Here is a 26,919-nt window from a genome sequence, read left to right as displayed (position 1 = left end):
ACCCCTTGTTAAAAAGAAGAGTCATGCTGCATTCGCAACATGACTCTTCTTCATTTAGAACAATCTCCTAGCCGTGACAAATCGTTTCTTCCATTTTTCATCGAAGTCTGCAATGTGAACGCCAAGCTCTTTCGAATAAGTATGAAGGATTTTCCCGTTTCCCGCATAGATGCCTACGTGGCCGATATCTAGCCCGCGAGCGCTGAAGAACAGTAGATCGCCTTTACGTATTTGGTCGAGTTCGATTTCTTTCCCTTTCTGGGCTTGGTCATAGGAGACTCGCGGCAGATCGATAGACAGTACTTCGTTAAAAACATGCCGGACGAAAGAAGAGCAGTCGAACGTATTGGTTTGGCCTGAAGCGGCACCGAACTCGTAAGGGGTTCCCAGGAATTTGGAACCGTAGGCGAGTAACTCATCGGCTTTCTTTTCGGCCAAAGCGGAACTTGTGTAATCGGTATACATCGATGCAGCCGAGATGAAACCAATTGTATCGTCTTTGGTCTGTACCTCCAACCAATTTGCGTCGATTTCTCGGATTACGTGGATTCTCTCGTTTTTCGGAAGAATTCGGAGCACTTGGGTTTCCGTATCTTTTGCTGGAGAGTCACGCAGGTTGACGCCGTATTCAATAGTAGTTTCATAGTCATGAGCGGATGAAATGGTAATCGAACGGGAATATTCATGCCATTTCACGATATTGCCAAGTGTTTCGCTAATAAATCGCACCGGAACCATAGTAAACCCGTCGATAATTTTGCCTGGCACGGGCATCTCCAGCCGTTCTTGGTTTTTATAAGCGACTGTTTCTCCGATTCGGTATGTAAGGACGACGTCTTTATTAATGGCAGTAACCGTTCTTGTGGTCTCATCCCAAGAAATTTTTGCACCCTCAGCCTCAAAAATGGCACGCATCGGAACAAGGCTGTAGCCGGTTTCGATCACGGGAGGAGTCTGAAAGGACAACGGATGCCCGTCCAGAAATACAGTAGGCGATGGATTCACCTCGGCTTGTGCCGACGTTGTTTGGAGAAACATCATGGTCAGCAGCGTAAACACTGTGCCTGTAAGAAAGCTGGTTTTAATCTTCATGTTCATACACCCTTACTAAGTTTTCTTTGGTAATATATAGACGCATCTGCGTGGGTGATAGTTGCTTTCCAATTTGTGGTAACTATTTCAACGAGAAATAATAGAAACGATAGAAAATTAATTAATTTGATAAGCCTATATGTTAAAATGTGGGTAGCATTTTATTAAATCACATCCAAAACAAAGGAGCAGAATGATGAATCAACACACAACGAGATCTCAACAAATCACTGCATTTGCTGAGAAGAAAGTTACCTGGCTGGAACTTTTCTATGATCTGCTTTTTGTAGCGGCAGTTTCAAAGGCTAGTCATGTTTTATTACATGTCGAAAATGGATCAATTCCAGTTGAATACTTAGTCAAATTCGTTCTCATATTTATTCCGATTTGGTGGGCATGGGTTGGGCAATCCCTCTTTGTAAACCGGTTTGGACGGGATATCTTATCTCACCGAATATTTCTGATTCTGCAATTATTTTTTGTTCTCATCATGACGGCCAGTCTATCGGTTAATTTTGACCAATATTATGTCCCATTTTTAATAGGTTATATTGGTTTAAGAGCGATGACAGCCATCCAATATCTTTCGGTACATAAAAAAGAAGAAGCACATAGAAAGATCGCAGCCCGTTATTTAGGTAGCCGCTTTTGGATTGGATTGGTGATATCTTCTTGCTCACTTTTCTTCGACTCGTGGATTCGTTATGCCGTTTTGTACGCAGGCATTTCAGTAGACATTTCGCTCCCATTAATCGGTCGGCAATACTTGGTGAAAAGCCCTATAAATACGCATCATCTATTAGAGCGCTTTTCGTTGTTTACACTCATTCTTCTTGGTGAATCCGTAATCAGTATACTTGCAGTCTTGCAGTCTAGTGACTGGACGTGGCAATCTATTGTATTTGCGACCCTCACTTTTTTATTAATTATTGCTATGTGGTGGCAATATTTTGACAATGTTGAAAAGAAAGTGAATAAGACATTAGAAACAGCAGGGCAAACAATCATATATGGCCACTTATTCATTTATTTATCCATGTGTATGATTGCAGCATCGATCCAATTGTTATTTTTGAAACAATTAAATTATTCATTTATGCTAAGTTTTGTTTTTGGATCTGTACTGCTTTACTTTTTCTCAACCACGTTGGTTTTTCATAAATATCGACACGCACATCAAAGACTAGGTATATCTCACTTAGTGTTATTGGCAGGGTTACTTGGGATATTTTTCACGCTGGATATGTTTTTTCTTTTACCAAATTACATGATTATTGGAGAAGTGATGCTGTTCTTTGGCGTATATGCGAAATTAACGACTTGAACTTTAGATGAATGAACCAAGACAAACATCGTGCCGAGTCATATCACCTTCCTCATATAATGTGGGTAGTTTATTATCCCTAGCATATGAGAAAGGATGATGACATTGGTCAGAAGACGAACGATATCAAGCTTAGATAATGATATACAAGTTCTGAAGAGAGATGTTAAGAAGCTTGAACTGCCTATAACCTCAGGCAGAATAGCAAGTAGGGCGGTAACGAGAAGGGAACTTGCTCCAAGAGCTGTTAGTGGATCCAAGATAGCAAGGAGAGCCATCACATTAGACAAACTTGCTCCCAGCGTGGTTAACAATATCACATCAAACGTTGTGCAATTGATTGGTGCTAGTGCATTAAACGTCGCAACAGCGGCTAGTCAAGGTGCGTTAGGATCACAAGGGCCTGTTGGATCGACTGGTCCACAAGGTCCGCTAGGTCTACAGGGTTTACAAGGTCCACAAGGACAGGAAGGTCCTATGGGACCGGCCGGAGTACCAGGACCAACAGGTGCTCAAGGACTCCAAGGAGCGCAAGGTCTTGAGGGGCCGACGGGATCCTCTGGTATTGTCGATGTTCGATTCGCGGGAAGCAACCTTCCTGTCCCATTTATTATTATCCAAGGATCGGGAGATGCTGCGACAGAATTAATTCTACCGCCAATTACATTGCTCGCTAATCAGGTGGTCAAATTAGATGCGTTTGCGAATATTAAATTTATCATCGTTCAAAATTATTCGGTGGAAAGCTCCATTTCCAGAAATCAAGGGGACATCGTTACATCAGATAGTGCTGTAATGATCCAAAATCAGGATCAGCCCTTTTTTCCGCAAGCAGCTGTAACGACTTCTTTGACTTGGGTGGATAATCCTGGTCCAGGAACCTATAGTTACTCGTTTACAATCGCAGGATCAGCTAACGGCATAACAGGAGCATCTATAAATAGTAGGGGATTAACCGCTATGATTATTACTGTAACACAATAAGTAATTAATAAGGTTATTGGAAAAAATGGAAATAAGGCTGGACACAACTTGTGTTCAACCTTATTTTTAATATATGTAAAATTTTAGTGGAAGAACATTGGACTATCGGAAAATGGTAGTCATATGAAAACCAAATTATCAAAGGGGGACCATTTTATGAAAATAACGGATGTTCCATTCTGCACAATTGACTGGAGTGAAATAAGCGCTACCCAACATCCTGGAATTGAAGGTGATGCTTATTGGCGTACATTTGAAATGGGAAACATAAGGGTGAGAATGGTAGAATATACGCCTGGTTATATAGCTGACCATTGGTGTAATAGAGGTCACGTTCTGTTAGTACTAGAAGGTGAGCTGTATACCGAACTTTCAGATGGAAGAGAATTTAAACTCACCTCAGGAGTCAGTTATCAAGTGGCTGATGATGCAAACCCACATAGATCTTATACGAAAACTGGAGCCAAATTATTTATTGTAGATTAACAAATGCTGTCACTATTACGCTATTCTGCTTATAACTGTTTCTTTTGCCAAACAGCATCAAGCTCAGGAAGAAGGAGGACACTCTCTTGTTCATTTGGATCAGTTCGGGCAATCAGAGCCGTGCAGGACTCAGTCTCACTTGGATTATAGGGGAGATGAGGGATCCCTGCTGGGATGTATAGAAAATCCCCCGCATCCAATTCCATATGCTGTTCAAGCTGCTCACCATACCACATTGCAGATTTTCCTTGAAGCATATAAATGGCTGTCTCATGATCTTGATGAAGGTGAGCCTTTGCTCTTTTTCCTGGTGGTATAATCAATAAATGCATACAGATCCCTTGTGCACCAACGCTTTCCTTTGATATGGCTTCGGCATAATCAAGACCTTGTTTTCCATGATAAGTTCGAGACGAACGGATAAGTCGACAAGTACTCTTTTTATCCACTAAGTTACGCACCTCCTTAAGATTCAAAATATTAACTTTACGGAGAAATGATGTAAGTGAAAGGAGAATGAATGAAAACCTCTATTTATTTTATTCGGCATGGGTTAGCCCCATTTTCAATTGAACATGAACGAGCAGGAGGCTCTAGTCTTTCTGAACAAGGAAAATTAGACGCTATGAGAGTGGCAGAGATATTAAGTAACGAAGACATAGATGTTATCGTTTCAAGTTCATATTTTCGAGCAATAGAAACGGTTAGTCCGTTGGCAGAGCTATTAAAGAAAGAAATTATTCCATACATAGAGCTTACCGAGAGACCAATTGCTAGCCTGAATTACGCAGTATCCGAAGAGGAATTATTAATTGCAATTGAACAATCTTTTGTCGATATTGATTTTTGCATGCCTGAAGGAGAAACAACAAGACAGGCGCAGGAACGGGCTATACCATTAATTAAGAAATTATTGTCTAACTTTGAAGGCAAGAAAATCGCTATAGGTACACACGGAAATATAATGACGATCATATTGAATTATTTTGATTCTAATTACGGATTCGAATTTTGGAAGAAGACCACTAAACCTGATATTTATAGACTAGAATTTGAAGAAAAGGAATTAAAGCTTGTTAAGAGGTTGTGGAATCAATGAAACCATCCGGTCATCAACCAGTAGTGTAAATCAGTACGATTCATTTATCGGTCGGAGAACTGATACCACACACGTACTTTGGCATAAATCGTTAATTGTCCCGGTTGGATCGGGGTGACGGCACTTTTGGAAAGCATGGTAGTTGCATAGGGGATGGGTTCGGCGGTTTCGGTAATTTCTTGGATTTGACTGGGGACTGTGATAAGAGTAACTCCTAGTGTATTTGCGATAGTAACAGCCTTTTGACGGGCGTTACGAATGGCAAGCGATAATGCTTGATTCTCGTAAATTTCTGGCTGTGATGTCGTAAACTTAATATCGGTGATGTTATTAGCGCCACTTGCAACTGCGGTATCAACGAGAATTCCTGTCAATTCTACCTTATCGTTGGTGATTTGTAAGAGATGGGTTACTTTATAGCCTCGAAAAATTTGCTTACCATCATGATAATCGTATTGAATTTCAATTCCAAAATCGTACGTTTGTATCTTTTCCCGGGGGATGTTTAGTTTTAATAACGATTGAATGATAGTGGTTACGATTTTTGCGTTTTCGGTTTGGACAGCAGGTAAGACAGGACCTTCGGTTATGGCTCCCAGCACCACTAACGCCCTGTCGGGAGCTGCAGCCGCTCTACCTGTACCTAGGACTTCTATTGTAGGTGGGCATTTATATTGAGAAAAAGAGGCCGACTTATTAACTGGATAATTGCACATAGAAGGACTCCTTTCAAGTGAAGGGCATATTCTAATGTATGGAAATAAACGGACTAAAATTCTTGATTAAATAAGCAATATCGCTGGTGTTCAAAGGGGGAGAACTGTGGACTGGACACAATTAAAGGAAAGTAAATTATTACGTCTGGAACAAATAGGTGAATCTCTAAGGAAAACAGGTAAAGCTAGGGCGCTCATCGGTTTCGGATCCATGGCAGAGCAAGAGCGAGTAGATGCTTACTCAGATTTAGATTTTTTGGTTATACCAAAAAAGGGATTCAAACAGAACTTATTGAAAATTTGGATTGGCTAACGTCGATCAGTCCTGTTGGATATTACTACCAGTTTACGGCCGATGGGTACAAGCTTTTCTATAAGGACGGGATATTCTGCGATTTTGGAATTCTTGAAGCCTGTCTGCTACCAGACATATTCAAAACATCGCACTAGATAAGCTATTAGCTTGCTCGCGGATATTTACGAGTGAAGAAGCCTGCTTTAAGGATCCTTTTCAAAATGAGCGGCGTTATGAGCGTTGTCCTGAATCAGCCTTAGAAATTATTTCTCTTTTAGAGGAACACACTCCTATCAATCCATTCATGAAGAAGATGATTACAGGAATAGCTGAGGACCTTATAGCGAAAAGATCATCATTTAACGTAGAGTAATCTGTTGCTGAAGCAGCAGGTTACTTTTTTTGGATCAACTTCTAGTGAAGAGGTCCAACACTATTGAAGTCTCAATTCAGCATGTGGTCCATATCTTTTAGTAAGATCTTGTTCTTACGAAAGGATGGTTAAATTGTTGTATTCGCCTCATTTGATTACACGTAGAATCATGCCAGAAAATCAAGAATTCCCAATGCTGTCACTTTCCAGTCGAATCACGCCTGAACATCTGTTTTATATCCGAAACCATTTTCCATATCCGAATGTGGACATGCGAACTTGGGGACTTTCTATTGAAGGAAGTGTAAATAAACCAATTCATTTTCGGTATCATGATCTCTTGAAAATGCCTCAAGTTACACTGCCTGTAACGCTCGAGTGTGTTGGAGATAAGAGATTATTTTTTCAGCCGAAAACTCGCGGCGAGCAGTGGGGACTAGGGGCAATTAGTCATGCTGTTTGGACAGGGGTACGACTTCAAGATTTATTGTATGTATCGGACGTTCAAAGAAATGCACGTGAAGTGGCGTTCGAGGGTATGGATAAGGGTGTTCGAACGGATATGCCAGGCTTGTTTTCCTATACAAGAAGTTTAACTCTCAAACACGCCCTGCATCCCGATACCATTGTAGCCCTTTACATGAACGGAAAACCTCTACCCTTCCGTCACGGTTATCCAGCTAGATTAATTGTTCCAGGATGGTATGGAATGGCTTCAGTCAAATGGCTTCACCGTATCGTCGTAATGGAGGAGCACTTTCAAGGACCTTTCCAAGTCGTAGATTATGTCTATGATCGAAAACCATCAACTCCAACTACTCCCGAACCGGTTACTTCCATTCGCCTCAATTCGACCATTGCGGGGCCAACAGATCAGGAGGTATTGGCAAAAGGGGAGAATTGGGTATGGGGGATGGCCATATCTGGCAGTGATCCAGTCGTTCTGGTAGAGATAAGTACGGACAATGGAAACACTTGGCACGCAGCATCTTGGTTGGATCAGCAAGAAACTTATTCTTGGAGGCGTTGGTGTTGGAAATGGACGGTAACGGAATCCGGAACCTACGATATTAAGATCAGAGCTAAGGATACAGCAGGTAATATTCAAAGCGAAATGGCAGATTGGAATGTAAAAGGTTATGGCTATAATGCGATTCAGCATATACGAGTGTATATTAGCTAATCTTTTTATACGATTTAATACGGGCGTTGTGCTGCAACAAGTTTGCGCCTTTAAAAGCAGTGCGTTTCCTTGTCAGAGGGCGTGCTGCTTTTTTTCTACCTATGCTAAGCTTACCCTTTTTTATTTGATTGCTTCAGCTTAAGCGCGTTTTCCGCCTTACATATAGTACATCTCCCCCTACCGTATATGTACATACAAGTTGAGCAAATGATATAATACGGTCAGAATTAATACCTGAGGTGAATTATGAAAGAAAAGCAAATGCCAAAATACTTACAGCTCAAACAAGAAATCTTATCGTGGCTTCATACCGGGAGGCTGAAACCGAATGATCAAATGCCATCGGAAAATGAAATAGCCGAGCAATTTCAGATGAGCCGTCAAACAGTTCGTCAGACGTTCGGGGAGTTAGAGCAAGAAGGCTGGCTGTATCGGATGCAAGGAAAAGGGACATTCGTTTCCACGCCCCAAACGCAAAAAAGTCGGGATGTTCAAACCATTGGCATTCTGACAACATATATATCTAATTACATTTTTCCTCATATCGTAAGAGGAGCGGAGTCTGCATTACGCGCGAGAGGATACAGACTACTCTTGTCTTCCACAGACAATGATAAGGGAAAAGAGAAGGAAAGCCTCGACATGATGATGAGTCAGCCCTTAAGCGGTCTTATTATCGAACCAACCAAAAGCGCGGAAGGCAATCCGAATTTTAGCTATTACCTTTCCTTAGACTATCTACATATTCCTTATTTGATGATTAATGAGCGGTACCCTGAGATGAATTGTCCTTCTTTGGTCGTGGATGATGAAGAGGGCGGATTCAAGGCTGCTCAGCATTTAATTGAGCTTGGGCATCGCCGTATTGCTGGGTTTTTCAAGACCGATGACTTGCAAGGGGTTAATCGGTTGAAAGGGTTTATTCGAGCTCATCATCACTATCAAATCCCGTTGCTGCCGGAACTCGTCATTCATTATTTGACGGAGGAGAAAAGACAAAAACCCTACGAAAGCGCAATAACGATGCTAGGTCAGGCGGATGAGCGGCCAACGGCTTTCGTTTGCTACAATGATGAGATAGCTATTCACCTGCTTGAAGCTGTACGTACAACAAGCCTTCAAGTGCCACAGGATATCTCGCTGGTCGGTTTTGATGACTCTTCTTTAGCAACCGCAACAGAAGTCAAGCTAACGACACTTTCGCATCCCAAAACGGAAATGGGAGCTGATGCAGCTAAGATATTGATCGATATGATACAGAATAAACGAGCAAATGGAAGTGAAATGGGGAAAGTCTATAAACCAGAATTAATCGTCAGGGAGTCAACCATCCAAGTTTCACTTTCTTAAAAATTCATCTAGCCAACTTGTACGTACAAGTGATATACTGAATTTAGAAACAGCTGAATATTTAAAGGAGGCTATCCATGTCTAAGATATAAGCGATTGGTGTTGACTATGAAACGGAATCTGGCCGTGCCGTACTGGTCGACTTGAGTGATGGAACTGAGGTTGCCGATCATGTAACGCCATACCCGCACAACGTTATTGATGAGAAACTGCCTGTATCCGGGATCAAGCTTGCGTATGATTGGGCTTTGCAGCATCCCTAAGACTACATTTTTGTATTGACCCAGTCTGTTCCAGCGGTTGTGCAGGCATCCGGTCATCTTTTTTGAAGGTGACAGTTTTTTTCTACGACGGAGCAATTAACCAGAATAATCGCTCCAGTCCTTTAGCCGGCAAAGATGAATCTGAAGTTGATTTCACACCCATTTCCTTACTCAACAGCTGTATGTTGATTGGTCAGTCGTAGTTTTTTTTCGTACCTATATAGAAAGTCATATTTATCAATATATGCGTTATTTTCATCCATTGACTTCCTTGATTCACATGCTTTAGAGTAAATTCATATAAGCCTGTCCAAATTTAATGGCACAGCTATCTAGGAGGTTAACGCGAAATGACGACGAAAGCGTTTGAAGGAACATACCAAGGAGAGAAAGCCATTTGGTTACAAGCTAGCCGTTATGAAGCAGCTGTTTTACCGGAAATTGGGGCTAATCTAATTGCTTTTAGAGATACTGAAAAAGAATATCGCTTTTTGCGTGAGCCTGCAATGGAAGAGATGGAAGCTTTTAAAGAACGTCCGATCGTGCACGGGATTCCGGTATTATTTCCACCCAATCGGTATGAGGACGGGAAGTTTCCTTGGAAAGGCAAAGTCTATGAATTTCCGATCAATGAACCGAAAACAGGAAATCACCTACACGGTTTTGTACACAATATTCCATGGGCTGTTGAGAAATTTAGTAGAGATGAATCTGAGAGTCGTGTTACTTTAGCTTTACGCGTAAGAGAAGGGCATTCGGTTTATGCGTATTTACCTCATGAATTCACCATTCGCTTGACTTACACATTGAATGCACATGGTTTACATCAGCATGTATCCGTACATAATGAAGGCAAAGAGGCAATGCCTTGTTTGTTAGCGTATCACACGACGATTAATGCACCTTTTGCTCCGAACAGTCAGGCTTCTGATTATGGATTCAAAATGACAATCGGCAACCGCTGGAAAATGAGTGAAAGAATGCTGCCAACAGGTGAGTATCAGCCATTGTCAGCTGAGGAAGAGAAGATGAAAGTAGGCGGCTTGTCGCCGTTCTTTGAATCCATGGATAATCACTATACAACCTCGCCGCAAAATGGTCGTAACTATATGGAGTTGACAGATTCACGCGAAGGGATCAAACTTGTTTATGATGTAGGGACTTCCTACAAACAGTGGATGATCTGGAATAATGGCGCTTCTGAAGGTTTTTTCTGCCCAGAGCCGCAAATGAATCTAGTGAATGCACCGAACGTTGATCTCCCGGCTGATCAAATTGGACTAGTTTCCTTGGAACCAGGCGAAATTTGGGAAGAGACAGGACGTCTTTATACGATTGAATTGAACAAATAAAATAGTGACTTTGATCTCCGACCAAAGATCCCTAAATAGCCCCTTTGACGCATGGAGTGAATCTGACGTGATGATCTGCTTGTGGCGAGGGGCACTTTTATCCGGAAGAAAGGGCGCGGTACAGTTGGAAAATAATGAAGGCTCGGAAAAGGGACAGCTTCTAGATCAGATCAAAAAATTAACATTAGAAAACGAGAGATTGAAACAAGAAATCGCGAAACTACGCGGAGTTAAGCGTCCATCTTCGGGCTCTATGGATAGCATGTCTACGAAATTGAAAGAAGCGTTGAGAGAGTAATCGTAAAGCCTATCTGTGATCACTAAAAAAGAAGTCTCTTGGAGAGGGTTGAATTTCCAAGAGATTTTTTTTATGTCAAAATACCAAAGAAAGTAACCATTGTCCTCTATCAAGTCCGCTGCAGATATGATAATTTCTATACCAAACACACAACAGAGCGGTTTACGCTCTTGGCTCATACCAAAGGGATGTGAGGGCGGTTGGGTTAGTGACAAGTTAGACCAACGCAGGAAAGTAACATGCCATGAGCGAATGGGTTTTGAATACATCTTATCCATCAAGGAGATTCCGACTATGAATTTATTAATTGTGGAAGATGAAATCCGACTCAGAAACGCACTAGCTAACAACATTCCCTGGGACAAGCACGGAATAGAAGTCGTCGGGCAGGCTGGAAACGGAATAGAAGCGCTGCGGCTGATCGACCGTAAAAAGCCTGAAATTATTTTGCTGGACCTACAGATGCCGGAGATGGACGGGCTGACTCTAGCAAGACAACTTCGCCAAGCCGACCCTTTGTTGAAAATCATTGTTCTCAGCGGACATGACGATTTCGCATACGCTCAAGAGGCATTGGGGCTTGGCGTTATGAAATATTTGTTAAAACCGGCAGGAGACGAGGAGATTTTGGAGACGGTGCTCGAAGCGGCCGATCGGTTGAAGAGTGAGCTTGAGCAGCGCCATAACGAGGATGAGCTAAAGCATAAATGGAAGCTGCATCTTCCGCAGCTGGTCAATGAATTTTTCCAGGGGTGGCTGAACGGGAAGTACGAACCTTGGGAGCTTGAACAGAAAAGCAAGGATCTCCAACTGGATTTACAAAAAGATGCCGAATATGCTGTTGCCGTAGTCGATATGGACCCATTGTCGGAGGATGAAACCCGATTCAGTAAGAAAGATATTTCGCTACTGCAATTTTCGCTGAGCAGTATCGTGAGGGAAACGTTGCTGGCCACTCCTTGTTGGGTGTCTACCGATTATGCGGGCTGCACGGTCGTTGTGTTCCAACTTGATGGAAATGAAGAGCCTGGAGTTGCCCTACAGAAAGTCAATGCAGTCACCGAAAAACTGCTTTTAACTGTACGAAGCTGCCTTAGGCTAAGTGCAAGCGCGGGGATTAGCGGGATAACAGGCGGCCAAGAGGATATGAACAAGCTGTATGTCCAGGCGGTTCGTGCGTTACAGAATCGGATTGTACTGGGCTATGATCTGGCGATCCCGTACCGGGAAGAGCAGGGGAGAGAACCTGAACTGTCATTTCAACCAAACCTGGAGAAGGCGCTGGAAATCGCTCTAGAAACAGGGGAAGGTGACAAAGCGATCGAAACCTTAACTGCCCTCTGGGACGGCGGTATGGCCAAAGCGGAAACGGTAGAAGACATGCATGAGCACATCCTTTATTTCACTAGCCTCTTTATTTGCATGATCCAGAAGCAGGGCTGGCCAGTGAGGGAAGTGGCCGGTGAGGATTACGTGTATTTCCACAATCACTTGGAGCTGGCCGCAAAGGAACAAATTCTATTTTGGCTGCAGCGGATGATTAGGGCGTATTTAACCTATGCCAGCCAGAGGCGGAAATCGACGAGTCATGGCATGATCAAGACCATATTAAGTCTGGTCGAAAATGAAATTGATCAGGAAATGACGCTGCATGCTGTCGCTGACCGGTTGTATGTTAACTCTTCCTACCTAAGCCGTCTCTTCAAACAAGAAACAGGAAAAGCCTTCTCCACCTATGTACTGGAACGTAAAATGGAGCGGGCCAAGGCAATCCTGCAGGAGGGAGCACGGGTATATGATGCCGCTGCTGGAGTCGGGTATAGGGATGTGAGCTATTTTACAAGAGTATTCCGCAAATATTGGGGCGTGACGCCCGGGGAAGTTCGTCATTGAATTCCTTGCAAGCCGTTTGGCAGCCTTCTCAGTTGATCTGGGAAGGTTTTTTTACCACATAAGAAAGTATAAGTTTTCGGTTCCAGAAAACCGCTTTCTTATTGGCGATAAAACCTACCTCTAAACGCGGTCGCTCATCTTTGAATGACCTCGATAGAGGTTTTCTCATATATCAGACGCGAGAAGTTATGAAAGTACCAAAACAAGTAATATTCCTCTAATTCGCAAAAAAACGGTGGGTGATAAACTAAATCTAAGAAAGACAGGTAAGAAGGAGGAGACACCTTGCGAGAAACGACCACAACGACGGATACTCTCATATTAACAAAGAAAAATGGTAAAAAGAGCTATAGACGACAATTGTGGATTGATATCAGGAAAGATTGGGATTTGTATCTTGCACTCATTCCCGGCATCGCTTTTCTGCTGCTGTTTAAGTACACGCCGATGTACGGGATTATCATCGCTTTCAAGGATTTCAATATTTTCGATGGTATGGCCGCAAGTCCATGGGTCGGGTGGAAGCATTTCGATAAATTGATTTCCTCCGCCAGTTTTTTGCAAGTTTTCCAGAACACCTTGATCATTTCTATTTATAAAATCGTATTTCTCTTTCCGCTCCCAATTGTGGTCGCTATTTTGCTTAACGAATTGAAGAACATGGCGTTCAAAAAAAGCATACAAACTGTCGTTTATCTGCCTCACTTCCTGTCATGGGTTATCGTCAGCGGCTTGTTCATCGATCTGCTTTCCACGAACGGCGGTATCGTCAACAAAATAATCGTCGCCATGGGCGGCGAACCGATCCGCTTTTTCCTGGACAGCCACATTTTCCGCTCGGTTCTCATCAGCACGGCAGGCTGGAAGGAGACCGGTTGGAACACGATCATTTACTTGGCGGCTTTGGCCGGCATCGATCCGGGGTTGTACGAAGCGGCCAAAATAGATGGGGCGAATAAATGGAAGCAAATCATACATATTACACTGCCTGGTCTGATTCCAATTATCCTGCTCATGTTCATTCTTCGTCTCGGCTATGTGCTCGAAGCGGGAACTGAACAAATTCTCGTTATGTATAACCCAAGCGTATACAACGTCGCAGATGTTATTGGCACCTTTGTTTATCGCATAGGTCTTGGTGAACAGGATTACAGCTTCTCAACCGCCGTAGGAGTATTCGAATCCGTAGTTGCGTTTATTTTGATCTTAACGGGTAACGGATTGGCCCGAAAGTTTTTCGGACGAGGTATCTGGTAAAGGGCGAACAAAGCTTATGCTTACGATGTTAGTTTTGCTAAAGCAAAACTTTTAGGAGGAACAGCTATGCATACAAAAGGCACCTTACAATCACCTGTCGTCAGAAGGTCTGGAGCCATCCCAACATCTCGTGGCGAGAAAATCTTCACAGTGGTCAATCATGTTTTTTTTATTTTGCTGGGACTTTCCACTATCTTTCCGTTCATCAATCTCATCGCCAAATCGCTTAGCAGCGAGGCGGCGGTCGTTTCGGGGATGGTTACCTTGTACCCGATCGATTTTCAGGTAGGGACTTACAAGTATGTGGCGAGCAATTCCTTATTCCTGAATGCGTTTATGGTTTCCATTACGGTGACGCTGGTTGGTTCACTGCTCGCTTTATTCATGACGACGTTAGCCGCTTACCCGCTTTCCAAGCCGAGGCTGAGGGGACGCAAGTTTTTTATCATCATGTACCTGTTTACAATGCTATTCAGCGGTGGATTGATCCCGACTTACCTGCTTATGCACGAACTCAATCTTATCGATAAACTGCCGGTGCTCTTCCTGCCATTAATGATTAATGTGTACAACATGCTCATTGTCAAAAGCTATTTCGAAAGCCTGCCTGACAGCCTTGAAGAATCGGCGAAAATGGATGGGGCCAGCAATATGACGATCCTTGTGCGCATCATTTTGCCGTTGTCGATGCCAGTGCTGGCGACCATAGCATTGTTCTACGCGGTTACGTTCTGGAACGATTACTTTACGTCACTTATCTATATCAACTCAGTAGAAATGAAACCGCTGCAGCTTTATTTAAAGGAATTGTTCGTTTCTTCGACAGACGCCTTCATGAGGACCAATGTTGACGCATCGCTGAACGTTTCACCACAGTCGATCCAAGCGGCTTCCATCATTCTGGCGACGCTGCCGATCATATTCGTGTATCCGTTCCTGCAAAAATATTTCGTGAAGGGTGTTCTGGTCGGCTCCGTAAAAGGCTGAATCTCACAAACAAAACTTGAAGGGTGGTGGTGGGCAGGCTCAAAGATGGTTCCATGAAATTTGGTTTTACGCACTTCTCCATACTCAAAGAACGAAAAAGGGAGGCTCTTTCATGGTAAAAAAATTTTTAGCTCTAGTGTCCATCACGACTTTGGCAGCGTCTATCACCGCTTGTGGCGGAAGCGGCCAAACGGCAGGCAATACCACAGCGCCGTCTGCGTCCACAGCTCCAGTTGCAACTGTAGATACCAACAAGCCGAAGCCAGAATTCAAGGCGCTGCTGCAATATGCGCGTTTTGATCCCAATGCTGAAGTCGTGGCGAAGTTCCTGAACGAAAAAACCGGCTACAAAGTTACCTACGACATGCTGCCGGTCGAGAACCCAGACGACAAGCTTAATCTGCTCATGGCCAACAAGGAGAAATACAGCTTCATGCTGCTCAGTGGCCCACAGTATTCCAGACTCTCATCTTCCGGCGCGTTGGAGCCGATTGATGAGTTTGTGAACAAATATGGCACGAACATGAAGAACGTTATTTCCCAAAACTCCTGGAACGGGGCGAAGCTGAACGGTAAAATTTACGGTATTCCACAGACCGGATCAGGTACGATCGTTAACACAGCGCTGATCGTGCGCCAGGATTGGATGGATGAACTCGGACTTAAGGCCCCGACAACACGCGATGAGCTGTACAACGTGATGAAGACAATCAAAGAGAAGAAGAATGTCATGGCGTTGTCCGGCGGTAAATCTCCGCTCGTGCCTGAAATCATGCCGACCTTCGGACTCACGCTGGTTCAATCTACCGCAACGACCGGCTGGCAGGATGTTAACGGCAAACTGGTCAATGTGGTAGAAAATCCGAACATGAAAAAGTATTTAGAGTTCATGAAGAAGCTTTATTCGGAGAAATTGATTGACCAGGAATGGTCTCTCAATCAGGCGAACAAAGTCATCGAGAACTTCACGAGCGGCAAAGCGGCTATGATCTCAAACGGCTACTTCAACGCGCCTACTGTACAAAATGCACTTCTGAAAAACACGCCTAACGCCAAAATCGCAAGCCTTCCTTACCTGAAAGGCGATGACGGCAAAGTACAAGTCATGGGTTCCGCAGGTATCAGCTATTACGTAGGTATACCGAAATGGGCTGAAAACAAGGAAGAGATTATCAAATACCTGGATTTGAAGCTCGATAAAGACGTTCACAAGGAAGCGACGATCGGAAAAGAAGGCGTTCACCACAAGGTGGAAAACGGCAACTACTTCCCGATTCTGCCGATTTTCAACGACCAGTATAATAACGCTTCTTCGTTTCTCACTGGCGTGGATGAGAAAAACTACCCAATCTACTGGCAGGCGCGCGTTCGTAAAGATCCTATCCTGACCGATGCATTTAACAAAAATCAGGAAGCTGCCAAAGGCAACATCGTCGTAGATCCGCTCTCTTTTGCACCTCCACTTGAAGCAATCGGTAAATACAATTTAAAACTGCAAAAGTTGATGGAAGACACCTTCCTGAAATACATCACAGGTGCAGAACAGCTCGAAAATTATGATAAATTCCTGGCTCAGTGGAAAACAGATGGCGGGGATGAAATGACGAAAGCTGTCAACGAATGGTACGCAGCGAACAAGAAGTAATTTTAAGGAGCAATATTCCCCTGCGGTTCACGCCGTGGGGGTTTTATTTCTCTGAGGGAGTGAGAAAAGGATGAAAAAGATTGGATTTATTGACTATTTCCTAGACGAGTGGCATGCGGAAAAATATCCTGGTTGGATTGAAAAGGCATCGAGTGGCAGCATGAAGGTCGCGTACGCTTATGGCAAGTCTAATGTCGAAGGAAAGCTTAGCAATGCGGAATGGAGCGAGAAGAAGGGAATCCAGCTTCTTGAGTCGATCGAGGCGGTTGTGGAGCAGAGTGACTATTTGCTTGTTCTGTCACCGGATCATCCGGAGTACCATGAGGAACTGTCGTTGATTCCACTTCGTTCGGGCAAGCCTACCTACATTGATAAAACGTTCGCGCCTAACCGAGCAGCGGCCTTGCGGATGTTCGAACTCGCAGATAAGCATGGGACCCCCATGTACTCGACTTCGGCTTTACGGTTCGCTTCAGAGTATATAGGACTAAAAAAACAAGGACTAGAGTCCATTTGCAGCCTAGGACCGGGACAATTTGAGAACTATTCGATCCATCAGGTGGAGCCGATCGTCTCGTTGATGGGGACGGATGTCCAACGAGTGATGTGGACGGGAACGGCAAACACGCCAGCGCTGCTAATCGGGTATGCGGACGGCCGCCAAGCAACGATCAACCTATATGGATGGGAATGTCCATTCAGCATGGCGCTCAGTTATGAAGCGGGGGCATCGAAGTTTCTAAAGATCGAGTCGGATTTCTTTGGGGCGTTTATTGAGAATCTTATCGGTTTTTTCGAGACGGGTAAGCCGCCTGTTCCGCAGGCAGAAACGATTGCGATTGCAACGATTCTGGAATTTGGAATGAAGGCGGCGAATACGCCATATCAGTGGCTGGAGCTGCTGCCGTAAACGGAGATGGGAACTTTGAGTTGCGCGTGTAATGAGCGTGTATTATGCATGTAATCCGGTGTGGAACTATATTGTCGGCATAACAACTCCGTAGCCTGGATTGGATGGAGCATGTGACTTTGGCAAGTTGAGCGGAGGTCTGAAAGCGGAACGAGCTATTGATTTCAAGAGGGAAGCGGAACGACGATGCGCTAAAGTGCTGTAAAAGGCCGATATTGTGGTCAAACGGAACGACGATCCTCTATTTCGCAAGAATACAACTAAATGACCGTATTTTGAAGAAATAAGGTATTCTCGTTCCGTGAAGACCCCAATTTGAGCCCTTTGGCCGAAAATAAGGTACTGACGTTCCGCAGGTCATCGTAACCAACTGATGGGATAGTTCCTCGTGAGAACCAACGCGCAAGCACAATTCTAACCAATCGGCCCCATTTGTATCTGCCCCAAAAAGCATCCGGTCCTTTCCAAATGGAAAGAACCGGATGCTTTTTGAACATGTGAGGTTATCCGTTGTCAAACCTTAACCCATATCTCCAACTTCATTCTCTCTATTATCATTCGCTGCATCGTCGTACACGCCATCATCATTCTCTTTATCATCGATCTTTTCATTGTGTGTATTGAATACCTTGATCTTAATCTCCGATTGTTTGCCACGATAAGAGGCAGTAATGGTTGCTGATCCAGGCTTCACAGCTGTGATAGTGCCGTCTGCAGCTATGGATGCAACTTTATCGAGCGAAGAGATGAATGTCGCGCCTTGGATGATGTACGCCATTGTGCCATCTGAGTAAGTTGCTTTGAGCGGTGCTTGGAAGGTCTCACCTTTCACAAGACTGTGTTTATTCTCTTCAAAAGTGATACTTGCCAGTTCGACGACAGTAACAACTGATTTGGCTGTTTTTCCATCATATACAGCAATGATTTCCGCAGTTCCGGCCTTCAGCGCGGTAATCGTTCCGTCTGCGGCAACGGCTGCTGTCTCAGGATTGCTGGAGCTGAACACAGCACCGGTTACTACGGCTCTCGTTTCGTCCGAGTAGACGGCTGTTGTGACAGTTGCATGCTTGTCGCCTGCCACTAGACGGTAGGCGGCAGAATCAAGCTCAATGCCTGTGATGACAGGAGCCGTACGCGTTATGTTTACGGTTTTTTCGTTCGTTTTGCGGCCGTCTACGTAAACGGATATTTTTATAGGATTGGAACCAACTTCCAGCGGGACCATACCGCTAAAGTCTCCGTTGCTAGCCAATGCAGCGGGAACGCCATTCAAACGAACATCAGCCGTACCCGGCCCAAGTACTTCAACATTGCCTTTGATCTCGAGATTCTTCAGCGGTGTGCTAACGTTTGCATAGGCAAGGTGACCGCGCAGCACGGCCGATCTGACAGCATCACCGACCTTGTAAGTTTTGGCAACCAGCTGCCGTCTCGTCCGAACGCCTGAAGCATCCAGAGCAGAGATCACGAAGCCGCCCTGCGGAATGACGCTGTTATTGGGTGACATATTCGTCCAGTTCCAGCTAAGCGCCTGTTGTTGGTTTACGACCTTAGTGACTTTACCGGTGCTGTCTACGATCGCTTCGACACCAAAGGTGCTGGTAGCTGTCGTTAGACCGAACGAATCCGTATAGACGTTGAGATTATTCTCATTCCGGCTTACATTGTACAAATCGCCTTCTAGGAACGATTCCGGATTGCTAGGAACACTTGAGCCTACCTGATAATCCTTGACGTACTCCACGTTCTGGAGCGACGCTTTAACAACCGACCAATTAACCTGCGAATAGTCGAAGAGCATCAAACCATTCGATTGCGACAAGCCAGCCTGGAACACTGACCGCTGAAGCGGAGGATCCTGGATGTTCGCCAGTGCGATACTCGCGTACATCGGAACTTCGCCGTTCGTTACAATGCTGCCCAGCGTGATGTGATGCTCGATTTCTTTTTGTGTTGTTTGATACGTGCCGATCATTAGAAAATCGATGTTGCCCGTATAACCGGTTTGTGCGTAAGACTCAGTGTAAAGGCTGTCGTCAGGGAATTGCAAACGGCTGTCGTATTTGAAATTCGGGCTGCCCCAGTGGACGCCGTTCAGGTAATAAGAATCGAACCAGGAGCCTACATAGGCGGAAGAGTAGATCTTATGGCCTTTCAGTGCTGTGTACCGATCGGTGAGCGAACGGACTTCATCCGTAAACGTCTTGATCGTCTGCGAGCGGAACTCCCACCAATCGTTGATGAGAGGTCCGTATTGCCGGACATTGTTCACGTAAGTGAAGACGTCAGCAGGCCAATTTGTAAGCTGTTTACCGCGATCGGCGAGAAACGCCTCGAACTTCGAGCGGGTTAACGGGCTGAAGTCGGCAGTTTCATTGTCATAGCGGGTTCGGTCTAGCACGACGCCGTCAACATCGTAGTTTTTGATAACTTCTTCCATGTTTTTCAACTCAAAGGCTCTTACGTCATCATTAGCCGGGTTAACGAAAGCTACGAGGGATTTACCCGTTTTGTAATAGTTGCTTTCACGCAGCCGCAGAATCTGACCGCCATCCTCAGGACGGTAAACATGTTCTTCCCAGTCGAGGTGCTGGTTCAGCAGCCCATACTCGTTGTGCGCAGGTGAGCCTTCGGCAAAGACGTTGAACGCTGCATGGATTTTGATGCCGAGCTGATGCCCGTACCTGATGAACTCCTCCAGCATGTCAAGGTTCGGATTCGCTCCCGCGCGGGTCGGCGCGGTCATCTGGGAGATATGCGGACGACCGGTTAGGTCGTTTTTCTTGTAGTTGGCGAAGCCTTCTACACCTTTAACATCTAGTGCAATTGCCGTGACTCCGGCGTCTTTTGCCTTGGTCAGCATATCATGAACATTTTCAGGCGTTTGCAGTTTGAAAATATTCGTTCCTTGGTCGACCCATAGGACGACTTCCTTTGCGGTGCCCGTTTGTTTTTTGTAAAACACGACAAGCGTCTTGCGGTCATTCTCCGTCCCGTTCTTAATGGCGAGGACGTCAAGATAATTGACACCCTCCGTGAGACCAACCTCGAGCTGAAAGGTGCCGTTCGCTTGCAACGTAACCGTGGATTGGTTCACACGAATTGAATAGGGGATACCTTGCTCTAGGTTTTCCAGCTTGCCGGAGACTACTGTTTTCGGCTCGGTTACCGTAAACCATTCGTCGTTGTTCAGTTTAAGCCGAGCTTTGAGGCCTTGTCCTGTCATTAATTCAGAGACAGGAATGACTTCCCCGTTTTTACGCAGCTTGATTTTGTCACCAACCTTGAAATTTTTCGCGAGGTATTGCTTATAGGTTTTGTTCGCCCAACTGTCGTCATTCGAAACTAGGATGTAACCGCCTTGAGGGATGACTAGGTCAGTAGGCCCTGTCCAGACTGGCACTCCGCCGTTCACGGAAGGGTTTACCACGCGAGTCACTTGGTTAGCTCCATCGACGACAACGCCGACGGAAGTTTTGCCAACTGTAATCTGAGGTGCATATTCCGTTGTGAATAAAGCTACATAATCGGTAATACCGCTTACATCCTTATCGACAGCATTAATTTGCTTGCGAGGACCTTCAATATCAATGGTTATATCTACCGGAGCGGCTTCAACTTCAATGTAATTGGCGGCGGCCTCCGCAGTGGCAGTGGCAGCGGAGCCAGAAACGGTCTCCGCAGCAGCAGCAGCGGTCGTGGACCAAAGGGAAACGATCATTGTGACCAATAAGGTCAAAGACATCCATTTCGACTTATTCAACGGGTTTCACTATCCTTCCATTCATTTGATAGGGCTAGTTTTGGACCAGTTCAACTTTGAGGTTTGTCGCAAGCCGTTTCTTAGAAGTGTATTTCTTCGCCTTTTTCGCTAGATTCATAGATACCGCAAAGAATTTTCATCATTTCAACGCCGTCTTGAACAGGAGAAATGGTTTCCTTTTTGCCTTGGCATACTTCAATGAAGTAATTGATTTCATCCTGAAACCCGGCAACAAAATCAAAAGACAGGTTGTTGATCTGCGGAGTGAGGTTCAAGATCGTATCATACTTCTCTGTGACGATGGATAGCTGAGGTTCCAATTCAGCGCCGCCTTTGTCGCCATACAGCTTCACGGTAAGCTCGTCTTCCTTCGCATGAAGCGTGAAGCTTACGTCTACAAGGATGGAGGCGCCATTCTCGAAACGAATCAGCGCATTCGCCATATCCTCTACGGTATTGTGGGAAGCGTCATAGTCCGCTGCCTTGTAGAAGGCAAGGTTTTTCACGTTGGCACGGTTGCCGAGTCTATTGTAGGTATTGCCGGAGACTGATTTCACTTTCGGTCGGCCCATCAGGTACCAGCAGAGGTCGATAACGTGGACGCCTACATCGATCAACGGGCCGCCGCCAGAACGTTCCACATCGGAAAACCAGCCGCCAGGATTACCGAGACGACGAATGCACGAAGCTTTGGCGTAGTAAATTTCACCGAGTTCATCGTTTTCTAGAAATGATTTGATGATACGAGTATTGGATGCATATCTGCGGACGAAGCCGACCTGAAGCGTTTTACCGGAGCGGTGGACCGCTTCCTCCACGGCTAACGCTTCATTTACCGTTTTGCAGAGCGGTTTTTCCGTAAGCACGTTTTTGCCGGCATCCAATGCGGCGATGGATATCGGCGCATGGCTATTGTTCCACGTACAGATGCTGACGGCATCAACTCCTGGATCGGCAAGCAATTCTTTGTAGTCAGTGTAAATGCGTGTTATGCCGTATTTTTCGGCTTTCGCCTTAGCGCGTTCTTCGTTCAGGTCGCAGATGGCATAAAGCTCAGTGTCTGGATTATTTTGATATGACTTCAAATGCATTTCAGAAATGGAACCGGCTCCGATAACCGCTATACGTACTTTGCTCATTTGAAAAACTCCTCGTCTCTAGACTATTTTTATACCGAATGAATCGTTGGCCAAGCGAGTTCAATCCCATAGCTTACAAGCATATTCTGGAAGCCACGAAGCTCTGTCTCCATACTGCGCACCTCGCGGGGCAGGAGTTCACGGTCGATACAGCGGCTTGCCAGAAAACCAGCAGCCTCGCCGATGTTCCATTCAACAGGATGGAGCCGGTAGCAGCCGTTTGTGATATGCGTAACGCCAAGATTTTTGCATGCCGGCAGCAGATTGTTTATGCGGACGGGAATCAGGCTGCCTAGTGGAATCTGGAACGGTAGGGAAGAGATATCGATATAATGGCGGTTCCCCGTGCTCGGGTGCAGATCAATTCGGTAACAGCCGATGCCGACAGAATCGGCAAATTGCTCTGCTTTACCATCGGGGCGGCAGGCTTTGCTCACATGCTGTTCCAGTACGGTAAACTGTGCTTTGATCCTGCGTGACTCCCGCATGTACGGAGTCATGGCCAGTCCGTCCTCGGTGCCGACGATGTCTTTGCGCAGACGAAGTCCCGGGTAGCCGAAACCTCCGTCCGGCCGAGGCGCTTCCGTTTGCAGCCAGTAAAGCAAGGAGAGGCTAAGCTGCTTCGCATCCCACAGATTCCGTTCTCTTTCCTCATCGCTCACGTCGATGACCGAACCAACCCAGTAGTCATTCTGCGGCCAGTTGACCAGTGTAATGCTACCAGGATAAAAGCCTTTCACGAAGTTTCTGCTGTCGATGATGCGTCGATAGTAGAACAGAGAGTACTTTTCCGTCCCTTCAAAAAGTTCATAAGTGACATGTTCTAGCGTATGAGGGCGGACGCCAGACCAACTTAGCAGGCGATCGGGCCAAAAATCGGCTTTATACTGCCGCCAGAAATCATAGCGCTCTGGACGTTCGATGGTGTGGTCTTCGCCTTCGATGTAATCCATCGCAAAGCAGTATGTAAAGCCCTGCATGTCCTGTGGAAGAGCTTCACCTTCCACGGCATGCGGTTCACCGGTTTGGCTCTTGGACTCCGCCCCAGTCACATATTCCGCCCCGGCAAGCGGCAGAACATCTCCACATTCCGTTGCGTCAAGGAAGTAGGCGGCGGATAGCTCCACGAGTTCCCCGGTAAGCAAATTCCTTACCCTTACGGTTCGTACATCATCACCGTCCACGGAAGCCGATTCAACGCGATGACGGGTAAGAATCTGCAGCCTCCCGCTGTGAATATAAGGAGCCAGTATTTCCTGCAGAACTGCCAGTGCTGCGAGTGGCTCATGGCACAACCGCGAAACGCCGCCGTTCCCGGGGTTAAGATGAATGCGGGACCGTGCTTCTTCGGTAAGGGGAAAGTGGCGCCGGTAATAATCACGCACCCCATCCCGGAACTGCCGGTACGTGCGGGTGCAGCCGAACTGTTCAATCCAGGGGTGCTCATCTGGCGGAACAGCCTGGCTCGTTAATTGCCCGCCAATCCAGTCGGTTTCCTCGGTCATGATCACCGTCTTGCCCGATTTGGCAGCGGCAAGGGCGGCTGCGCAGCCGCCGGTTCCCCCGCCAATCACGATGATATCGGCATGAAATTCTTGAATGTTGTGGTTGCTGTTCATGTGTGGCAATGGAAATATTCCCTCCTTTTTCCTCCTCGCCTGCAGGATTTCACAGGCTATCCTCATTGTAATACAGCGGGAACGAGGTCACAGCGGAGGACCATGACTTCTTTTGGTACTTTAATAACCATTGCCTATGGAAAAAAAGGGATTGCTGGATCGGAGTCGAAAATGGATAACAAAGCCCCACAATGTGAGTGGATTTTAAGGAGTAAGTAGAGGAGGAATGTTAGATGCCAAATCAACAACAACCTGTTAACGCCGTGCAGTTGGACGCAAACATGCGAATTCAGCAATCAGGCGACATTCATGTTAATTGGTATTCACCGCTAGAGAAGCCATTCCATATTGCCGGTTTCGGTTGGCTGCACGAAGAAAGGCTTTACCGCCGGCTGCCGGCAAAACCAGATTGGAAACTCCCAGAGGCGGTAGACCAATTGGCCAACTGCACCGCCGGCGGTCAAATCCGCTTCGAGACGGATGCTATATCGCTATCTGTCAAAGTAAAACTGTCAGGAGTTGCCAATATGTATCATATGCCCTCGACAGGGCAGTGCGGGTTTGACTGTTACATTGGAGGTCCAGGAGAGCAGCTATATTATGGCACAACGGTTTATGATCACAAGCTCGCCGAATACGAAGCTGTTATTTTTAAGGATATGGCGCGGGAGAGACGGATCATTACGCTAAATTTTCCACTCTACCAAGGCGTAGAGGAGGTTTGGATCGGCTTGGAACGTGAAGCGCAGATCGCTCCGCCACCGGCATACGAAAATAACGGCAAGATCATTGTCTACGGCACCTCAATCACGCAAGGCGGCTGTGCAGCCCGTCCGGGGATGGCTTATACCAACATACTTTCCAGACGTATCAACAGGGAGTTTCTCAACCTGGGCTTTTCCGGCAACGGTAAGGGAGAACCTGAGCTCGCTCATATCCTTTCGGACATCCCGAACCCTGCATGCCTGATACTGGATTATGAGGCGAACTGCGTTTCTACTGAACTGCTTCAGACAACTCTACCCGAGTTCATATCGATCTACCGAGATAAACATCCGCTGACTCCAATCCTTGTAATGTCGCGCATCATCTATGCGAAGGATAAATTTCATGATCAAATGGTGAAAGATCGGTCGGAACGCAAACAATTCCAGCTCCGAACCGTAGAGCAGCAGCGCGAGATGGGCGATGCCAACATTTATTTTTACGACGGATCTAACCTGCTGGGTGAGGATGCGCACGAATGTACCGTTGACGGAGTCCATCCGACGGACCTCGGCTTTTTGCGTATGGCAGATGGGTTGACGCCAGCCCTGCGAAAGATTTTGGCCGATTAAAGATTGCTGGTTCATTATGCCTGGAGGGGTGGTTGAGTAATGAAAAGAAATAGCGCGGCCATTCTAGCCCTACTCACGTGCTTCGCTACCGCCGGATGCAGCTTTCCGGAATGGTCAAAGAACCAAGACAACGTTTCGGAAGCTGTCCAGGAACCGGTCATTCGAATCATCGTGAACAGCCTGGGCATGAACTTTCCGGAAGGTATGGACGAGAACAACAACCCCTATCTTAGCTACATTGAGAAAAACATCGGCGTACAGGTGAATGTGACACTCCCGCCGCTGAACGGATATGATGAAAAGCTAAACGTCATTATGACGTCTGGGGAGCCTCCCGATCTACTGAACACGAGCAATCCCTCTTGGTTTATCAATTTCGTGAATCAGAAGGCGCTCACGCCTTTGAATGATTATATTGAGAAGTATGGGGCGAACCTGAAAGCCAAAATCCCAAAAGAAGCTTGGGACAACGTAACCGTCAATGGTCATATATATGCAATACCCAGTCTGAACGAAGTGAAGGGAACTGAAATTGTTTATGCTCGAAAAGACTGGCTGGACAAGCTCGGCCTGCAGCCTCCGCGAACAATCGAAGAGTTTACAACGGTGATGAAGGCTTTTGCCGAAGGAGACCCGGACGGAAATGGTAGAAAGGATACTTTTGGTCTCTCGATCCTTGAGCGTCTCAGGAGAACGTCACCATTTCTCGGCGCCTTCGGCGTACAAATGAACGCTTGGTATGAGCGGGACGGTAAGTTGGTTTACTCCGGTATCCTCCCAGAAATGAAAGAGGCACTCATTTACCTTCGCAGCCTGTACGACCAGAATATTCTGGACCCGGAGTTCCCGCTCAATAAAATCGATGTACTTGGCGAAAAGATTGCGACTGGCAGGGTCGGCTTATATTCCGCAGCATGGTCTGACACACGCACCCACATTGCGGCTAACCGTAAAAATGATCCAAATGCAATATGGATTCCGCTTGATTTCCCGTTAGGACCGAACGGTAAACACGGGGTCTACAGCACTTCAAACGTCCGTTCTTACAATGTGGTGCCCATTAAGAGTCAAAACGCGGAAGCCGTTGTTAAGTTTCTCGATTTTATCGCTGGCCCCGGTCAAACAAGCCTGAAGCTAGGTTTTGAGAACGAAATTTGGACTCGAGTGAACGGAAAGCTTTCTATCCGGTTTGACGAGCACACGAAGCATGGCTATCGAGGTATCTATGGAGCGTTGGTCGATACCGCTGATCAGGACATAACGCGGGATCGGCTGGAGGGACTCGGCGAACAATTTCATCTATACGAAAACACGCAGCGAATCGAAAGCAACCTGATGGAAGACCGGTTTAATGGACCGCCGACACCCGCAATGGGCAAGCATTACGTCAAGCTTTCCAAGCTGCAAGAAGAGACTTTTACACGAATCATCGCGGGGTTGAGCCCCATCGAGGAATTCGATGCCTTTGTGAAGAAATGGAAGGATGCAGGCGGCGATGAAATAACTGGAGAAGTGAACGAATGGTGGCGAGAAACCGGCAAGTAGCCGGAAAGT

The 26,919-nt window shown here is 45.9% G+C and carries 24 protein-coding genes; 17 read left to right on the top strand and 7 right to left on the bottom strand.

Annotation, left to right across the window (positions count from 1 at the left end; genetic code table 11):
- Nucleotides 1-54: 54 nt before the first annotated feature.
- Nucleotides 55-1,092 carry a stalk domain-containing protein gene (locus tag ASG85_RS15550; protein WP_057302714.1) on the bottom strand — a complete coding sequence of 346 codons (1,038 nt, stop codon included), beginning with the start codon at nt 1,090-1,092 and terminating at the stop codon, nt 55-57.
- A 196-nt stretch (nt 1,093-1,288) separates the two neighbouring features.
- On the opposite strand from ASG85_RS15550, the gene ASG85_RS15545 reads away from it, so the two are divergent.
- From ASG85_RS15545 to ASG85_RS15535, 3 genes are all read left to right on the top strand, one after another.
- Nucleotides 1,289-2,416, top strand: coding sequence for a low temperature requirement protein A (locus ASG85_RS15545; protein ID WP_057302715.1), 1,128 nt, complete (start codon nt 1,289-1,291; stop codon nt 2,414-2,416).
- A 105-nt stretch (nt 2,417-2,521) separates the two neighbouring features.
- On the top strand, nt 2,522-3,400 hold the full coding sequence (locus ASG85_RS39585) for a collagen-like protein (protein ID WP_156396605.1): 879 nt from the start codon (nt 2,522-2,524) through the stop codon (nt 3,398-3,400).
- Between the two features lie 156 nt (nt 3,401-3,556).
- Nucleotides 3,557-3,886, top strand: a complete 330-nt coding sequence (locus tag ASG85_RS15535) for a DHCW motif cupin fold protein (protein WP_060646767.1) — start codon at nt 3,557-3,559, stop codon at nt 3,884-3,886.
- A 29-nt stretch (nt 3,887-3,915) separates the two neighbouring features.
- Here ASG85_RS15535 and ASG85_RS15530 read toward each other — a convergent pair whose 3' ends face one another.
- Nucleotides 3,916-4,335: a cupin domain-containing protein gene (locus ASG85_RS15530; RefSeq protein WP_060646766.1), complete on the bottom strand. Its 420-nt coding sequence runs from the start codon at nt 4,333-4,335 to the stop codon at nt 3,916-3,918.
- A gap of 71 nt (nt 4,336-4,406) precedes the next feature.
- Between ASG85_RS15530 and ASG85_RS15525 the strand changes: the two genes are divergently transcribed.
- Nucleotides 4,407-4,985, top strand: coding sequence for a histidine phosphatase family protein (locus ASG85_RS15525; protein ID WP_060646765.1), 579 nt, complete (start codon nt 4,407-4,409; stop codon nt 4,983-4,985).
- Between the two features lie 44 nt (nt 4,986-5,029).
- Here ASG85_RS15525 and ASG85_RS15520 read toward each other — a convergent pair whose 3' ends face one another.
- Nucleotides 5,030-5,701, bottom strand: a complete 672-nt coding sequence (locus tag ASG85_RS15520; protein ID WP_057302720.1) for an SIMPL domain-containing protein — start codon at nt 5,699-5,701, stop codon at nt 5,030-5,032.
- A gap of 106 nt (nt 5,702-5,807) precedes the next feature.
- Here ASG85_RS15520 and ASG85_RS15515 point away from each other — a divergent pair, with 106 nt between their 5' ends.
- The 10 genes from ASG85_RS15515 to ASG85_RS15470 all read left to right on the top strand — a co-directional run bounded on the left by ASG85_RS15515 (nt 5,808) and on the right by ASG85_RS15470 (nt 17,507).
- Nucleotides 5,808-6,014 carry a hypothetical protein gene (locus tag ASG85_RS15515; RefSeq protein ID WP_060646764.1) on the top strand — a complete coding sequence of 69 codons (207 nt, stop codon included), beginning with the start codon at nt 5,808-5,810 and terminating at the stop codon, nt 6,012-6,014.
- 488 nt (nt 6,015-6,502) lie between these two features.
- Nucleotides 6,503-7,552 (top strand): sulfite oxidase, encoded by a 1,050-nt coding sequence (locus ASG85_RS15510; protein WP_162257265.1) that lies wholly within the window; start codon nt 6,503-6,505, stop codon nt 7,550-7,552.
- A 246-nt stretch (nt 7,553-7,798) separates the two neighbouring features.
- Nucleotides 7,799-8,902, top strand: coding sequence for a GntR family transcriptional regulator (locus ASG85_RS15505; RefSeq protein ID WP_060646762.1), 1,104 nt, complete (start codon nt 7,799-7,801; stop codon nt 8,900-8,902).
- 613 nt (nt 8,903-9,515) lie between these two features.
- Nucleotides 9,516-10,517 (top strand): aldose 1-epimerase, encoded by a 1,002-nt coding sequence (locus ASG85_RS15500; protein WP_060646761.1) that lies wholly within the window; start codon nt 9,516-9,518, stop codon nt 10,515-10,517.
- A gap of 67 nt (nt 10,518-10,584) precedes the next feature.
- On the top strand, nt 10,585-10,815 hold the full coding sequence (locus tag ASG85_RS15495) for a hypothetical protein (protein ID WP_156396603.1): 231 nt from the start codon (nt 10,585-10,587) through the stop codon (nt 10,813-10,815).
- A 294-nt stretch (nt 10,816-11,109) separates the two neighbouring features.
- Nucleotides 11,110-12,708 (top strand): response regulator, encoded by a 1,599-nt coding sequence (locus ASG85_RS15490; protein WP_060646759.1) that lies wholly within the window; start codon nt 11,110-11,112, stop codon nt 12,706-12,708.
- A 285-nt stretch (nt 12,709-12,993) separates the two neighbouring features.
- Complete coding sequence (locus ASG85_RS15485; RefSeq protein WP_414858738.1) at nt 12,994-13,965, top strand: ABC transporter permease; 972 nt, start codon at nt 12,994-12,996, stop codon at nt 13,963-13,965.
- Nucleotides 13,966-14,031: 66 nt separating this feature from the next.
- A complete protein-coding gene (locus tag ASG85_RS15480) occupies nt 14,032-14,952 on the top strand; it encodes a carbohydrate ABC transporter permease (protein WP_060646758.1) in 921 nt (306 codons plus the stop codon).
- Between the two features lie 112 nt (nt 14,953-15,064).
- Nucleotides 15,065-16,597: an extracellular solute-binding protein gene (locus tag ASG85_RS15475; protein ID WP_060646757.1), complete on the top strand. Its 1,533-nt coding sequence runs from the start codon at nt 15,065-15,067 to the stop codon at nt 16,595-16,597.
- A 70-nt stretch (nt 16,598-16,667) separates the two neighbouring features.
- Complete coding sequence (locus ASG85_RS15470; protein WP_060646756.1) at nt 16,668-17,507, top strand: hypothetical protein; 840 nt, start codon at nt 16,668-16,670, stop codon at nt 17,505-17,507.
- A gap of 260 nt (nt 17,508-17,767) precedes the next feature.
- On the opposite strand, the gene ASG85_RS15465 is transcribed toward ASG85_RS15470, so the two are convergent.
- From ASG85_RS15465 to ASG85_RS15450, 4 genes are all read right to left on the bottom strand, one after another.
- Entirely contained in the window at nt 17,768-18,004 is a 237-nt protein-coding gene (locus ASG85_RS15465) for a hypothetical protein (RefSeq protein ID WP_060646755.1), read from the bottom strand.
- A gap of 23 nt (nt 18,005-18,027) precedes the next feature.
- On the bottom strand, nt 18,028-21,270 hold the full coding sequence (locus ASG85_RS15460; RefSeq protein WP_060646754.1) for a family 10 glycosylhydrolase: 3,243 nt from the start codon (nt 21,268-21,270) through the stop codon (nt 18,028-18,030).
- A gap of 80 nt (nt 21,271-21,350) precedes the next feature.
- On the bottom strand, nt 21,351-22,409 hold the full coding sequence (locus ASG85_RS15455) for a Gfo/Idh/MocA family protein (protein ID WP_060646753.1): 1,059 nt from the start codon (nt 22,407-22,409) through the stop codon (nt 21,351-21,353).
- A gap of 29 nt (nt 22,410-22,438) precedes the next feature.
- A complete protein-coding gene (locus tag ASG85_RS15450) occupies nt 22,439-23,983 on the bottom strand; it encodes an FAD-dependent oxidoreductase (RefSeq protein ID WP_235550142.1) in 1,545 nt (514 codons plus the stop codon).
- Between ASG85_RS15450 and ASG85_RS39170 the strand changes: the two genes are divergently transcribed.
- Genes ASG85_RS39170 through ASG85_RS15440 form a run of 3 tightly spaced genes read left to right on the top strand, consistent with a single transcriptional unit; the run spans nt 23,882 to nt 26,910 of the window.
- Nucleotides 23,882-24,247, top strand: a complete 366-nt coding sequence (locus tag ASG85_RS39170) for a hypothetical protein (protein WP_235550143.1) — start codon at nt 23,882-23,884, stop codon at nt 24,245-24,247. The genes ASG85_RS15450 and ASG85_RS39170 overlap by 102 nt on opposite strands.
- A gap of 14 nt (nt 24,248-24,261) precedes the next feature.
- Complete coding sequence (locus ASG85_RS15445) at nt 24,262-25,365, top strand: SGNH/GDSL hydrolase family protein (protein ID WP_060646752.1); 1,104 nt, start codon at nt 24,262-24,264, stop codon at nt 25,363-25,365.
- Between the two features lie 39 nt (nt 25,366-25,404).
- Nucleotides 25,405-26,910 (top strand): extracellular solute-binding protein, encoded by a 1,506-nt coding sequence (locus tag ASG85_RS15440; protein WP_060646751.1) that lies wholly within the window; start codon nt 25,405-25,407, stop codon nt 26,908-26,910.
- Nucleotides 26,911-26,919: the final 9 nt, after the last annotated feature.

Source organism: Paenibacillus sp. Soil724D2 (assembly GCF_001427935.1).
In the GTDB taxonomy this organism is placed as follows: Bacteria; Bacillota; Bacilli; order Paenibacillales; family NBRC-103111; genus Paenibacillus_E.
This window is presented reverse-complemented; position numbering and strand designations above follow the sequence as displayed.

What these genes read in the sequence shown, in the direction of transcription:
- ASG85_RS15550 (WP_057302714.1), bottom strand. Translation starts at nt 1,092, where the DNA reads ATGAAGATTAAAACCAGCTTTCTTACAGGCACAGTGTTTACGCTGCTG.
- ASG85_RS15545 (WP_057302715.1), top strand. Translation starts at nt 1,289, where the DNA reads ATGAATCAACACACAACGAGATCTCAACAAATCACTGCATTTGCTGAG.
- ASG85_RS15535 (WP_060646767.1), top strand. Translation starts at nt 3,557, where the DNA reads ATGAAAATAACGGATGTTCCATTCTGCACAATTGACTGGAGTGAAATA.
- ASG85_RS15525 (WP_060646765.1), top strand. Translation starts at nt 4,407, where the DNA reads ATGAAAACCTCTATTTATTTTATTCGGCATGGGTTAGCCCCATTTTCA.
- ASG85_RS15520 (WP_057302720.1), bottom strand. Translation starts at nt 5,701, where the DNA reads ATGTGCAATTATCCAGTTAATAAGTCGGCCTCTTTTTCTCAATATAAA.
- ASG85_RS15505 (WP_060646762.1), top strand. Translation starts at nt 7,799, where the DNA reads ATGAAAGAAAAGCAAATGCCAAAATACTTACAGCTCAAACAAGAAATC.
- ASG85_RS15500 (WP_060646761.1), top strand. Translation starts at nt 9,516, where the DNA reads ATGACGACGAAAGCGTTTGAAGGAACATACCAAGGAGAGAAAGCCATT.
- ASG85_RS15490 (WP_060646759.1), top strand. Translation starts at nt 11,110, where the DNA reads ATGAATTTATTAATTGTGGAAGATGAAATCCGACTCAGAAACGCACTA.
- ASG85_RS15480 (WP_060646758.1), top strand. Translation starts at nt 14,032, where the DNA reads ATGCATACAAAAGGCACCTTACAATCACCTGTCGTCAGAAGGTCTGGA.
- ASG85_RS15475 (WP_060646757.1), top strand. Translation starts at nt 15,065, where the DNA reads ATGGTAAAAAAATTTTTAGCTCTAGTGTCCATCACGACTTTGGCAGCG.
- ASG85_RS15470 (WP_060646756.1), top strand. Translation starts at nt 16,668, where the DNA reads ATGAAAAAGATTGGATTTATTGACTATTTCCTAGACGAGTGGCATGCG.
- ASG85_RS15465 (WP_060646755.1), bottom strand. Translation starts at nt 18,004, where the DNA reads ATGTTCAAAAAGCATCCGGTTCTTTCCATTTGGAAAGGACCGGATGCT.
- ASG85_RS15455 (WP_060646753.1), bottom strand. Translation starts at nt 22,409, where the DNA reads ATGAGCAAAGTACGTATAGCGGTTATCGGAGCCGGTTCCATTTCTGAA.
- ASG85_RS15445 (WP_060646752.1), top strand. Translation starts at nt 24,262, where the DNA reads ATGCCAAATCAACAACAACCTGTTAACGCCGTGCAGTTGGACGCAAAC.
- ASG85_RS15440 (WP_060646751.1), top strand. Translation starts at nt 25,405, where the DNA reads ATGAAAAGAAATAGCGCGGCCATTCTAGCCCTACTCACGTGCTTCGCT.